At 71.1% G+C, this 12612-nt stretch carries 12 protein-coding genes; 4 read left to right on the top strand and 8 right to left on the bottom strand.

Annotated features, from left to right (window positions below):
- Nucleotides 1–28: 28 nt before the first annotated feature.
- From AB0J78_RS17140 to AB0J78_RS17130, 3 genes are all read left to right on the top strand, one after another.
- Nucleotides 29–754: a MerR family transcriptional regulator gene (locus AB0J78_RS17140; protein ID WP_363789987.1), complete on the top strand. Its 726-nt coding sequence runs from the start codon at nt 29–31 to the stop codon at nt 752–754.
- Nucleotides 755–828: 74 nt separating this feature from the next.
- Nucleotides 829–1644, top strand: a complete 816-nt coding sequence (locus AB0J78_RS17135) for a polysaccharide lyase (RefSeq protein WP_363789985.1) — start codon at nt 829–831, stop codon at nt 1642–1644.
- Nucleotides 1645–1757: 113 nt separating this feature from the next.
- Complete coding sequence (locus tag AB0J78_RS17130) at nt 1758–3638, top strand: N-acetylmuramoyl-L-alanine amidase (protein ID WP_363789983.1); 1881 nt, start codon at nt 1758–1760, stop codon at nt 3636–3638.
- 18 nt (nt 3639–3656) lie between these two features.
- Here the strand turns inward: AB0J78_RS17130 and AB0J78_RS17125 are convergent, their stop codons facing one another.
- The 5 genes from AB0J78_RS17125 to AB0J78_RS17105 form a co-directional block, all read right to left on the bottom strand.
- Entirely contained in the window at nt 3657–5375 is a 1719-nt protein-coding gene (locus AB0J78_RS17125; protein ID WP_363789981.1) for an ABC transporter permease subunit, read from the bottom strand.
- On the bottom strand, nt 5372–6853 hold the full coding sequence (locus AB0J78_RS17120) for an ABC transporter substrate-binding protein (RefSeq protein ID WP_363789979.1): 1482 nt from the start codon (nt 6851–6853) through the stop codon (nt 5372–5374). Before AB0J78_RS17120 ends, AB0J78_RS17125 begins: the two co-directional genes overlap by 4 nt.
- A 36-nt stretch (nt 6854–6889) precedes the next feature.
- Nucleotides 6890–8161, bottom strand: a complete 1272-nt coding sequence (locus AB0J78_RS17115) for an MFS transporter (protein WP_363789977.1) — start codon at nt 8159–8161, stop codon at nt 6890–6892.
- Complete coding sequence (locus tag AB0J78_RS17110) at nt 8158–8703, bottom strand: GNAT family N-acetyltransferase (RefSeq protein ID WP_363789975.1); 546 nt, start codon at nt 8701–8703, stop codon at nt 8158–8160. The genes AB0J78_RS17115 and AB0J78_RS17110 overlap by 4 nt, the downstream gene beginning before the upstream one ends.
- 91 nt (nt 8704–8794) lie before the next feature.
- Nucleotides 8795–9625, bottom strand: coding sequence for a hypothetical protein (locus tag AB0J78_RS17105; RefSeq protein ID WP_363789972.1), 831 nt, complete (start codon nt 9623–9625; stop codon nt 8795–8797).
- Between the two features lie 206 nt (nt 9626–9831).
- Between AB0J78_RS17105 and AB0J78_RS17100 the strand changes: the two genes are divergently transcribed.
- On the top strand, nt 9832–10368 hold the full coding sequence (locus AB0J78_RS17100) for an RICIN domain-containing protein (protein ID WP_363789970.1): 537 nt from the start codon (nt 9832–9834) through the stop codon (nt 10366–10368).
- 343 nt (nt 10369–10711) lie between these two features.
- On the opposite strand, the gene AB0J78_RS17095 is transcribed toward AB0J78_RS17100, so the two are convergent.
- From AB0J78_RS17095 to AB0J78_RS17085, 3 genes are all read right to left on the bottom strand, one after another.
- The gene (locus tag AB0J78_RS17095; RefSeq protein WP_363789968.1) at nt 10712–11068 is read right to left on the bottom strand and encodes a hypothetical protein; all 357 of its coding nucleotides are present in this window, start codon (nt 11066–11068) and stop codon (nt 10712–10714) included.
- Between the two features lie 48 nt (nt 11069–11116).
- The gene (locus tag AB0J78_RS17090) at nt 11117–11353 is read right to left on the bottom strand and encodes a DUF397 domain-containing protein (RefSeq protein ID WP_093413953.1); all 237 of its coding nucleotides are present in this window, start codon (nt 11351–11353) and stop codon (nt 11117–11119) included.
- Between the two features lie 233 nt (nt 11354–11586).
- Nucleotides 11587–12453: a helix-turn-helix transcriptional regulator gene (locus tag AB0J78_RS17085; RefSeq protein WP_363789965.1), complete on the bottom strand. Its 867-nt coding sequence runs from the start codon at nt 12451–12453 to the stop codon at nt 11587–11589.
- Nucleotides 12454–12612 lie beyond the last annotated feature (159 nt).

Genomic DNA, 12612 nt, shown 5'->3' with positions numbered 1-12612 from the left:
CAACGCCCTTGAGACGAGGAGAAACCCGGTGGCCTGGAGCACCCGCGAGATCGCCGAGCTGGCGGGCACGAGCCTGCGCGCCGTGCGGCACTACCACGAGGTGGGGCTGCTCGACGAGCCCGAACGCCGGGCCAACGGCTACAAGCAGTACGGCGTCGCCCACCTGGTCCGGTTGCTGCGCATCAAGCGCCTGGTCGACCTCGGGTTCTCGCTGTCCCAGATCGCCGCCATGGGCGACGCCGACGACCACCCGGAGGAAGCCCTGCGCGCTCTCGACGCGGAACTCGCCGCCACCATCGAACGACTGCAACGAGCCCGCGTGGAGCTCGGTCTCCTCCTGCACCAGGCCACGCCCACCGACCTGCCGCCCGAACTCGGCTCCGCCGCGGCGGAGGCCCCGATGACCGAGACGGACCGCTCGTTCCTCGTCGTGATCTCCAGGGTCCTCGGTCCGCAGGGGATGCAGGCCTACGTCGACATGTTGCAGAACGCCTCGGTCGAGGAGGCCTCCCCGGAGTTCGACGACCTGCCCGCCGACGCCGACGAACCCACCCGCCAGGCCGTCGCCGAAGGGCTCGCCGAGGTCACCCGAACCCTCTACGAGAAGCACCCCGGCCTGCTCGAACTCGACGCCGACGCCCCCGGCGGCTCCCGGCACGCCTGGATCACCGCGGGCAAAGCCCTCGCCGACCTCTACAACCCGGCCCAGCTCGACGTCCTGCGCCGAGTCCACCACCTCGTCCACGGCACCTGACCCGCGGCAGGTTCCCGCCAGGGCGTTGACCGGGTGGGGGTGGGGGTGTGTGCTCGTGGCCGAGGTGATCAACGATGCGCACTCGCCGATCTCGCCGAGCGGCAGGGCTTCTCGGGTTCCTGCTGGCCGCGGCGGTCTCGCTGCCCGCGACGGCGTCGGCCGCGGACCCGTGGAGCGGTGACTTCACCGGCTTCCCGGACGATTCCTGGTCGCAGCAGTGGGGTGTGGTCGGTGACGGGCAGTTCGGGTTCGACCGGATGTCCGGCCAGGACGGGGCCGTGGACGTGTTCTACGGCCGGGGTTCGTCCGCGCCGTCCTGCGAGGACTGCCCCAGCGAAGGCGGCGGCCAGTTCTACAGCGACTTCACCGCCGCCGGGCGCGGCGACCTCGCCGAGGCGCGCAGCCTCCAGCTGACCTACCAGGTCCGGTTCCCGGCGGACTGGGACTTCGGCAAGGGCGGCAAGCTGCCCGGTCTCTACGGCGGAACGCCCGGCGAGGCCGGAGGCGGGAACCACGGTCAGGCGTGGTCGACCCGGTACATGTGGCGCAACGACAGCGGTTCCGGCGCGCGCAGTGCCGACGGCGAGGTCTACGTCTACGACCCGTCGATGGGTGACGGCTACGGCGAGGACGTCGGTCGCGGAGTCTGGCAGTGGCAGGCCGACGACCAGTGGCACACCGTGCAGCAGACCGTCGACCGCGACAGCGGGCGCATCGTGGTGAGCGTCGACGGGCAGCAGGTGCTCGACGAGCAGGGGATCCAGCAGATCTCCGACATCCCCTTCGCCGGCATCTTCTTCTCCACGTTCTTCGGCGGCCACGTCACCGAGTGGGGCCCGAGCCACGACGTGCGCGCCCAGTTCCGCGATTTCCAGGTCAGCACGCCCTGACGGGTAACGAGCGGGCGGCGGTTGCATAAACTCGCCGACGCGCCCGCGACCGGAGGAGGACATTCCGTTCCCGAGCGCTCCATCGTGAGCCGGACACCGAACGGGAGGCCCGGGTGAAGGCACAGGCGAAGCGACGCGCGCTGTGGGCGGCGGTGACCGCGGGGCTGCTGATCAGCACCGCTCCCGCTCACGCGGCGGATCCGGATACCGCGGTGCAGCGGACGTTCGAGTCGGCCGCGGCTGAGTTCGGCGTTCCCGCACCGCTTCTGGTGGCCACGTCCTACCAGCTCACCAGGTGGGAGGACCACCACGGCGAGCAGAGCAGGGCGGGCGGCTACGGGCCGATGCACCTCACCGAGGTCGACGTGGCCCAGCTGCGCGAGGAGAACCCGAAGCTGCGCGAGCTCGCCGACCACCCGGCGCTGCACACGCTGCCGGAAGCCGCAGGGCTCGTGGGCGTTCCGGCGGAGACGCTCAAGCGCGACCCGGAGCAGAACGTCCGCGCCGGGGCCGCGCTGCTCGCCGAGCGCGCCAAGCGGCTCGGCGGCGGTGAGCTCCCGAACGACCTAGGCGCCTGGTACCCGGCGATCGCCGACCTCAGCGGCAGCCCGCGGACCAGCGGCGCGCAGGACTTCGCCGACAGCGTCTACGACGTGCTCGGGCAAGGGCGTTCCCGCACCACCTCCAGCGGGCAGCACGTCGCGTTCTCCCGGATCCCCGAGGTGGAACCCGACCGCGACCTCTCCGCGACCGCTCTCGCCGAGGACGAAGCGGAATCCGAAGCCGAGTGCCCGGATTCGCTGGACTGCCGCTTCATCCCGGCCGCCTACGCGCCGACCGACCCGGAGAACCCCGCGGCCGGGTACGGGAACTACGACACCGCCGAGCGGCCCGACGACGTCGAGATCGACTCGATCGTCATCCACGACACCGAAGTCGCCTACCAGACGGCGATCTCGCTGTTCCAGGACCCGGCGCACGGTGCCGCCTCGCACTACGTGATCCGGTCGTCCGACGGCGAGGTCACGCAGATGGTGCCGACCAAGGACATGCCGTGGCACGCCGGTAGCTGGGACCGGAACATGCGCTCCATCGGCATCGAGCACGAGGGCTGGGCCAACGAGGGCGGCACCTGGTACACCGAGGCGATGTACCGCTCGTCGGCGAAGCTCGTGCGGTACCTGGCGGAGAAGTACGACATCCCGCTGGACCGCGAGCACATCGTCGGCCACGACGAGGTCAGCGCCGACAAGCCCACCGGTGCCGGGTCCGAGCACTACGACCCGGGCCCGTACTGGGACTGGGCGCACTACATGAACCTCGTCGGGGCACCGCTCGACGGCGAGCGCGGCGAAGGCGAAGCGGTGACCGTCCACCCGCGCTTCGCCACCAACCAGCCGCCGGTCACCGAATGCCCGGACGGCGCCTGCCAGGAACTCCCCGCGCAGCCGGCGAACTTCCTGCACCTGCGCACCGAGCCGCGCGACGACGCACCGCTGCTGAGCAACCCGGCGCTGCACCCCGACGGCGAACCCGGCACCACCCGCATCGAGGACTGGTCGGCCAAGGCCGCCACCGGTCAGCGCTACGCAGTCGCCGAGCGGCGGGGCGACTGGCTGGCGATCTGGTTCGACGGGAAGAAGGCGTGGCTGCGCGACCCGGGCGGCCAGAACACCGCTCCCGCCGAGGACGCCGAGCTCGTCGAGGCCCGCCGCGACGGCATCCCGACCTACGGCATGGCGGCCCCGGCGCCGCGCGAGTACCCGGAGGGCATCGACCCCACCGTGGTCGACCCGCTGCCGTACACCATCCCGGCCGGGCAGGTGTACGTCGCCGGGGACGACGTGCGCGCGACGGACTACCACGTCGGCTACGACGGTCTCGAAGACCCGAACAACCACGTGGTCATCAGCGGAGCCGAGCAGTACGTGCGGATCTCCTACAACCACCGCTGGGTGTACGTGAAGCGATCGGACATCAAGCCGGTCGCGTGACGCAGGCGGTTCCGGTGGTCAGCCCGGTTCGGAACCGCCCGGTGCGTGCGGGGCCAGCGCGGCGGTGATCCCGAGCAGGGTGAGCCCCGCGGTCGGGAAGAGCACGCTCCAGGGGGCGGTTTCGGCGTAGTCGATGGACTGCGCGAGGATCGCGCCCCACTCCGGGGAGTCGTGCGGCGCCGCGAGCCCCAGGTAGCCGAGGCCCGCGAGGGCGAGGGCGTTGTGCGGCAACCGGATCAGTGCGTGCCGCAGGACCGGCGTGAACACCGAGGGCAGCAGGTGCCGGGTGATGACGTGGGTCCGGCTCGCGCCGGTGGCGATGGCGGTGCGGACGAAACCCGAGGCGCGCACCTCGGCCGTCAGGGTCCGGGCGTGCACCGCCAGGGGGATCCAGGCGACCGAGCAGACCGCGATGACGGCGCTGAGCATCCCCGGCCCGGCCACGGCCGCGACCACGACGCCCGCCAGCACCGGCGGCACCGCGTTGAGGATGTCGGCGACGCCCGCGCGGGTGCGGGTCATGCCCGAGGCCAGGCCGAGCACCAGCGCCACCGCGCTGACCACCAGCGATCCGCCGATGCTGAGCAGCGCGCCGTGGCCGAAGCGGGCGAGCAGGTCGCGGCCCAGCGAGTCGGTGCCGAAGGGGTGCGTGGACGTCGGGGCCTGCAGCCGGTCGGTCAGCGAGATCGCGTTCGGGTCGCGCAGCAGGCCGGCCAGCACGGCGGCCGCCAGCACTCCGGCCGCCACCAGCGCCCAGCGCGCGCTCCCCGTCGAGTCCGATGTGGACTGCGGGATGCCCGTGCTGTGCAGTGCGGGGCCCAGCATCCACCGGTGCGCGAGGACACCCAGGCCGCCGAGCACCAGGCCCAGCAGGGCCAGCACGATCACGCACCCCTGCACCAGCGGCAGGTCCTGCGCGAGAACGGCGTTCAGCGCGGTCGCCCCGAGACCGGGGATGGCGAAGACCGCCTCGACCACGATCCCCGAACCGAGCAGTCCGACGAACAGCAGCACCAGCTGCGGGAACGCCACCGCCACCGCGCGCCGCACCACGGCCCGCAGCACCGCGCGCCTGCGAAACCCGTTGGCCCGCCACACCCGCACCCACGGCTCGGCTAGCGCGCCGTCGATCGCGCTCGCCAGCACCCGGCCGAGGGCACCGGCGGCCGGAAGCCCCAGCGCCAGCGCCGGGAGCGGCATGTTCGCCGGACCGGACCAGCCCGAGGTCGGAGCCAGCCTCCAGTGCACGGCGAGCAGCACCAGCAACCCGGTGGCGAGCAGGAACTCGGGCAACGCGGCGAGCACGGCACCGGTGGCCAGCGCGCCCCTGCCGACACCACCGGAGCCCTGGGCGGCCCGCCACAGGCTCGGCGCCAGCACCAGCAGCGCGCACACCAGCGCCGTCAGCGAGGCGACGAGGGCCAGCGTGATGGAGATGCCCGCGGCCCGGCCGATCGAATCCGACACCGGAACGCCGCTCACCCAGGACCGCCCGAAGTCCCCGCGCACCGCACCCGCCAGCCAGCTCAGCGCTCCGGTCACCGGGTCGTCGGGAATGCCGACGTCGCGCCGGATCGCTGCGAGCACGGCCGGGTCGAGCTCCTGCTCGGCGGAGCGGGCGCGCAGCACGGTCTGCGCCGGGTCGTCGCCGCGCAGCCACGGCAGCGCGCCGACGACGAACGCGGGGACGAGCACGGCGCCGGCGGTGACGAGCAGTCCGCGCAGCACCTTCCTCATGCGCCGTGCGAGGTTTCGACGGTGATCAGCCTTCGGTCGAAGCCGTCCTCGGCGACCCCGCTGACGCCGGGAGCGACGCCGATGCGGCTGCGCTCGTGCGCGATCGGGACGATCGCATCGGTGCCGAGCACCTGCTCGGCGATGCGCACCGCGGCGCGTTCGCGCTCCTCCGGGGGCGCGGGCTGGGCGGCCTCGACGGCGGCGTCGATTGCCGGGTCGCACAGCCGCGACAGGTTGTACCCGCCGTCGCAGGTCCAGTCGCTGCGCAGGTAGCCGATGGGGTCACCGGTGTCCACCGAGTAGTTGCGGGCGCCGATCACCACGTCGTAGGCGCCGGAGAGCAGGTCGGACTCCATCGTGGAGAACTCCTGCACGACCACGTCGGTCACCTCGAAACCGGCGTTGCGCAGGTCCTCGGCGACCACCGAGGCGATCTCGGGCAGTTCCGGGCGCTCGTCGTAGGTGGCGATGCGGATGCGGCCGCGCGGCTGGGCCGCGGGAGCCGGAGGCGGCGGGCCGGCGGTCGCCCACGGGCTCGCCGGGCCGAACAGACCCCGCGCCGGATCGGCCTGACCCGCGTAGACGCCCTCGGCGATGCGGGCGGGGTCGATGGTCTGCCGCGCCGCCGCGCGCATCGCCGGGTCGGCGAACACCGCGGAGCGGGTGTTGAGGTGCGCGCCGACCAGCCGGGGCAGCGGCACGTCGAGGACCTCGTTGCCCTCGACGGTGGGCAGCTGCGAGACGGGCACGGTGTCGACCACGTCGACCTCGCCCGCGCGCAGCGCGTTCGCCCGGCTCGCGCCGTCGGCGATGAACCGCGCGTCCACACCGGACGCCTTCGGCGCACCGCCCCAGTAGCGCGGATTGGCGTTGAGCGTCGCGCCTGCCGCGCCCTGCACCGAGTCGAGCACGTAGGGGCCGGTTCCGGTGCGCACCGGGTTCGGTGCCGCCGGGTCCGCGTAGGCCGCGGGGGCGAGGACCGCCAGCTGCGGGGCGGTGAGCCGCTGCGGCAGGATCGGGTCCGGTCGCGCGGTGGTGATCTCCAGCGTCCGCTCACCCGCGGCCTTCGCCGTGAGCTGCACGCCCTTGAGCGCGCGGGGCGGGGTCGTGGCGGTGACTACGCGGTTCAGGGATGCGGCGGCGTGCTCGGCGGTCAGCGGTGTGCCGTCGTGGAAGGTGACGCCCGCGCGCAGGTTCAGCCGCAGAGTGAACGGGTCGGCCTGCTCCCAGCTCTCGGCCAGCGCGGGCCGCGCGGTGCCGTCGCGGTCGAGGACGGTGAGCGTTTCGGCGGCTCCGAGCTTGGTGAGCAGCAGCGCGTCGTCGCTGTGAGGCGAGAGGTTCGCGACCGGCTGGAACGACATGGCCACGCCCAGCCGGTCGTCCGCACCACCGCCGGGAGCGGCGGCGAAGCATCCGGAGAGCACGAGCGCGCCGGCTAACAGCGCGGCGACGCGGGTGAGTCCCTGGGGCGAGGGCATGGGGTGCGGACCTCCTCGGGTGCGGAAGCACCCAGCTTAATGAGAACGACTTTCATTCCTGTACCGCCTGGCGAGGATCAGCAGCGTGAGACCACCCACAGCGGGCAGCAGCGCCAGCACCGACCACGGCACCGGCGCCGACGGGCCCGGAGCCTCCGCCAGATCGAGCAGTCCACCCGCGACACCGCTTCCCACGAGCACCGCGAGACCGCCCGCCGAGGACAGGAACCCGTAGTACGAGCCGAGATTGCGCCCACCCGCCAACCGGGGAACCAGGTCCTGGGCCACCGGAACCGCCAGCATCTGCCCGAAGGTCAGCAGCACCACGAACAGCACCGCCGGAAGCAGCGACAGCCCGCCGGGCAGCGTCCACGGCGAGAGCACCGCCACGACGGCGAAGGCGAGGCTGAGCAGGCCGAACCCCAGCGGCAGCGCGCGATGCGCGCCGAACCGGTTGCGCGCCCACGCCGCCAGCGGCAGCTGGCCGACGACGACCACGACCGCGGCGAGCGCGAACATCCAGCCCAGCGCCCAGTCCGCTCCCACCCGACCCAGCTCCACCGGCAGTGCCAGGTAGAGCTGGTTGTAGCTGAGCAGGTAGGCGCTGTACCCGGCGGCGAAGATCAGGAACGTGCGGTTGCGCGCGATGTCGGCCCATCCGGCCAACAGCGGCCGCCGCTCGGAGTGCGGTCCGCGCGGCAGCCATCGCGCGTGCGCGGCCAGGATGACCGCGAAGACCGCGGCCGCGACCGAGCAGGTCAGTCCGAAGTCGACGCTGAGCAGGACCGCTCCGAGCAGCGGCCCGGTCACCGCGCCGACCTCCCCGCACACCGCGAACAGGCCGAACAGCTCGGTCCGGGAGATCACGCCCCGGTCCTCCAGCTCCGCGCCCTGCACGGCCAGCGCCGATTCCACCGCGGGGGAGAACAGCGCGGCGGCGAGCCCGATCAGCACGGTTCCGACCAGCACGGTCGCGAAATCACCTGCCGCGGCCAGCACCAGGAACCCGGCGATGCGCACCGAACATCCCGCGAGCACCGCGGGTCGGACGCCGAAGCGGTCGGCCAGCGCGCCGCCGAGCGCGAACATGCCCTGCTGGCTGAAGGTGCGCACGCCGAGCACGATGCCGATCGCCCAGCCGGCCATCGCCAGATCTTCGGCCAGGTGCGTGGCCAGGAACGGCACCACCAGGTAGAAGCCGATGTTGAAGGCCAGCTGCGTGAGCAGCAGCAGGCGGGCGAGTCCGGGCAGGACGGCCCACCGCGCCAGCAGCGACCACCGGCCGCGCCGGGTGTCGGCGGCGGTCACGCGGGTGAGGTCGGCAGGGCGATCTCGAAGTGGACGATCGCTTCGCCTTCGCCGCGCGCGTCGTGGACCTCCTTGGCGAGGCTCCGCCAGAACGGTTCCGCACCGTCGATCTCGGGGTTGGTGTGCAGGTAGGCGGTGTCGTAGCCGGACTCCGCGGCGAACTCGCAGCACTTCTCGACCAGCGCCCGAGCCAGCCCGCGCCTGCGGTGCGACGCGCGGACGTAGGTGCGCACCAGCTGCGCGGTGGCGCCGCGCGCGTAGTGCTCGGCGAGCCACAGCGGGTTCGGCGGGCTCTTCGGGCCACCGGCACGCAGTCCTGCGGTGGCCACGACCTCACCACCGAAGTCGGCGACGAACAGCGTCTGTCCGGGAGTGCGCAGGTAGGTGCGTTCGAGGTCGATCACGTCGGCGTGCCACTCGGGGACGTAGCCGGAACCCATCTCCCGGTAGAAGGTGTCGAGCATCAGCGCGCGAGCGCCCTCGACGTCCTCCGGGCGGGCTTGCCGCAACGCGTAGTCGCCGATCCGCTGCACCTCGTCCACGTTCCCCCCTCGGTCAGGACCAACCTCTCCGAGGTTAATCACTCCTCGATTGCTGTAGCAATGAGGTGGCAATAAAAGGGGGGGTGCGGGGTCAGACCCGGCGCTGGGCCGCCTGGTCGAGGAGTTCGCCCACGGTTCGGCTGCCCGCGGCGGTGTCGCCGTTGAAGCGGCGCAGGATCTCGATCCGCGCCTCGGCCGCCTGACCCTGCGCGACCTGCAGCAACAGCAGGTCCTTGTCGGCCGACGGCAGATGGGTCACCCAGGCGCCGAGCGCGCTGGGGTCGAGCCGCTCCTGCAGCGGCGTGCTGTTCTCGGCGGCCACCGCCAGCAGGTCGTCGTCCAGCCGCAGGAACTCCGCGAGCGCGGTCTGCGCGGCGGTGAGCTGCGCGAGTCCCGGCGGTACGACCGGTTCGAGCTCGTCCTCGGCGCTGGTGTCGAAGGCGAACTCGTCGCGTTCCCACGTGCCGTAGCCCGCCAACCACGCGAGGTACAGCGGACGCAGGTCCCCGGAGGCGATCTCGTCGCGGATGCCTGCCAGCCGCGGCAGCAGTCCGTCGTGGCCGGTGGGGGTGGAGGGCTCCTCGTCCTCGCTGACGAAGTCCAGCACCACGTGGTCGTCGGAGCTCCAGACGTCGACGCGCTCGGCGACCTCGAACTCCTCGGCGATCGCGTCGTCGAGGTCCCCGCGCGAGACCCGGATCATCAGCCGGTGCGTGCCCCAGCTCGTCACGTGCAGGTGGGCGTCGTAGTAGGACTCGATCATCACGTCGGGGTCACCGCGGAAGTCGTCCTGCTCGTAGGTGGCGGCGAAGGCCGTGTCGCTGATGACCGCCCGGCTGGACAGCTCCCGCACCTCGGCCTGCTCGTCGTCGCTCAACGGCCGGTCGACCGCGAGGAACTCGTAGTGCTGGTACTCGGTCACCGAAAATCCTCGCAGCTCTTGGGGAACACCGGGCCGTCAGGCTACTCACCGGTGGTGACGGTCCGGGGAACACCTCGAATCATCCGGGCTTCGCTCGTTGTGATTACTGGCCGCGAACATCACCCGGGGCGCTGGTATCTATCGATTTCGGGCGAACCGGACTGGCTCGCCTTCCCCGAAACACCTTCATTCTTGGAGGAACAACCATGAGACGCGCTCGCTGGATGCTGGGTGCACTCGGCGCGATGGCGGTCCTGTCGGTCGTGCCCGCGCCGACGGCCTCGGCCGATTCCGTGCTCGTCACCAAGATCACCACAGTCGCCGACAAGTCCCGCTGGGTGGTCAACGGACCCGACTCGGTGATCAGCACCGTGCAACCCCACTCGGCCGCGCAACCGCGCTCGGCCGATCAGTGGGTCATCGCCAAGCGCCCCGACGGCGCGATGACCATCCAGAGCCAGGAGAACCGCCAGTGCGTGACCGCCGAGGCGCGCACGGGTGGTGAGCTGCGCACCGCCGCCTGCGATCCGGCCAACGCAGCCCAGGTCTGGACGATCAACCGCCGCAACGACGGCACCGTCGTCATCAGCCCGAAGTCCACGCCGCGACTGGTCGTGGCGATCCAGCAACCCCCGGCCAAGAACGGCGCACTGCAGCTCATCGAACGAGAACAGGTCACCAGCAATTCCACCAAACCCGTTCACAACGCCACGGACACCCAGTCGTTCAAGCTCGACATCTGAGCGGACGGAGAAGGCGGCTGCCCCACCGGAATTCCGGTCGGGCAGCCGTTTTCTGCGCGGGGAGAACCGTCAGGGAAGCAGCGGTGGAGTTGGCGCTTGTTCGCGGTAATGCTGCCGACAGCGACCACGCACGAGTGAACACGCCCGCCCGAAACCCAAAAGATCGGGTTCCCGCACGCTGGGGGACTTGGGCGCGGGAACCCGATCCATTTGGGGGCGTCCGCTCCGGTGCGCGGCATGGGGGGTGGCCGAACACCGGGGTTTCGGACGGGGGTTTCAACAGCAGGGTCAGGCCCGGGGTGGGACGCGCCCACCACGAATCAGGCCCGGCTGCGAACCTGGTTCAGGCCGTGACGGCGAGCCACTTGGAGCGGCCGGCGTGCGTGGGGATCCAGCAGCCGCTGCCTTCCGCGCCGGTTTCCAGCAGCGGTTCCGGCATGTGCAGCAGCTCGTTGATGACGTCCAGGGCGGGTCCGTTGGTTCGCCACAGCACTCGGCTCGGGAACAGGACGTCGGGCTCGTCCGCGGGGATGCGCGCCGCGTCGGCGTCGTTCTCGCCGAAGAGCTGCAGGATGTCGAAAACCCCGTGGTGCACGCGGATTCCGACCACGGCGACCAGGCTTCCGCTGGAATCACGGGGATGCGTGAACTGGAAGTCGCGGGCGACCAGGGCTTGCAGGCCGTTGGTTATGTCGTTCATGGCGCCACCGTTGTTCGTCGTAGGGGCTCAGACCATGTGGTGACCAGTTCAGACGATCAGATCGTCGAACTCGCCGTCCTTTGCTCCGTTGAGGAACGCTGCGATCTCGTCCCTGCTGTAGACCAGTGCCGGGCCCTCCGGGTAGCGCGAGTTTCTGACAGCAACCCCACCGTCGACCAACGGTGCCAGCTCCACGCAGTTACCCACCGCTCCGCTGTGCCGGCTCTTGCGCCAGTCAGCGTTGGGAAGCTGCTTCGCGGGCATGCCGTTCTGGATGTTCGTCATCCGAACCCCACCCTTCCCCGACTCTCATCTTGCACGGATCATCTGCACGTGCAGTTGATCGTGCAGTCGAAGGTATCAGGTGCAGATGCACGATTGAATGCACGTGCAGGGCGCTGAGAGCGTGATCACACCGTCGGGTGTAAGGCTGTGACGGCACTCGGTGCCGCTCCCGCGGCGAACAGTCGCCCTTGATCGCCCGAACGGGCGAAAAGCTGTGAAATTCCCGGTCGGGCTCAGAATTCCCGGAGCCGGTCCTGCATCAGCTTGCGGGACCCTTCCGGGGTCAGCGCGTCGACCGCGAGCCGGTGGCTGGCCTTGCTGTAGGTCTCGACTTCCTCGGGTTTGTCCAGGTACAACGCGCCGCAGAGGTGTTCGAGGTAGACGATGTCCGGGATCTCCGGTTCGGCGAACCGCAAGATCGTGTAGGCGCCTTCGGCGGCCGAGCGCCCGAGCGCGAAGGGCAGCACCTGCAAGGTGACCGTGGGCAGCTTCGTGGAGTCCAGGAGCGATTCGATCTGCTCCCGCATGACGCTCTTGCCGCCGATCGGGCGGTGCAGCACGGCCTCGTCGATCACGGCCCACACGCGCGGCGACTTGGGCTGGGCGAACATCCGCTGCCGCTGCATGCGCAGCCGGACCCGGCGGTCGACCTCTTCGTCCTCGGCCTCGGGGCGTCCCTGGGTGGCGACGGCTCGCGCGTAGCGCTCGGTCTGCAGCAGGCCCGGGACGAACTGGAGCTCGTAGGTCTGGATCCGGGAGGCGGACTCCTCCAGGCCGACGAAGTCCTGGAACCACGGCGCGATCAGGTCGTTGTAGCGGTTCCACCAGCCCGGCTCGTTGGACCGGCGCACGAGGTCCAAAAAGGACTCGCGCTCGGACTGGTCGGCCACTCCGTACAGGCTCAGCAGGTCGGCGACGTCGCGTTCCTTGAAGCCCACGCGCCCGAGCTCCAGGCGGCTGATCTTCGATCCCGAACCGCGGATGGCGTACCCGGCGTCCTCGCGGGAAATCTGCTTGGACTCGCGCAACCTGCGCAGCTGGCTGCCCAACACGAGACGGCGGGCCGTGGGACCGCTTCCCGTGGCGCTGTCCGGGGCCACGCGAGACCTCCTGCAGGGGTTTTAGGGCGTTCTACGTCCCACTGTCGACACGAAGTGGTTGAACGTTACGGGAGGCGATAGTAGTGGAATACCGCCGCAGGTCTAGTGGCTTCCCCGGTTCGGACGATCTTGCCCAGGTCAACGGGGTGAAATCAGCGG

Origin of the sequence: Saccharopolyspora sp. NPDC049426, from assembly GCF_040676935.1 — a bacterium.
Classification (GTDB): domain Bacteria; phylum Actinomycetota; class Actinomycetes; order Mycobacteriales; family Pseudonocardiaceae; genus Saccharopolyspora.
This window is presented reverse-complemented; position numbering and strand designations above follow the sequence as displayed.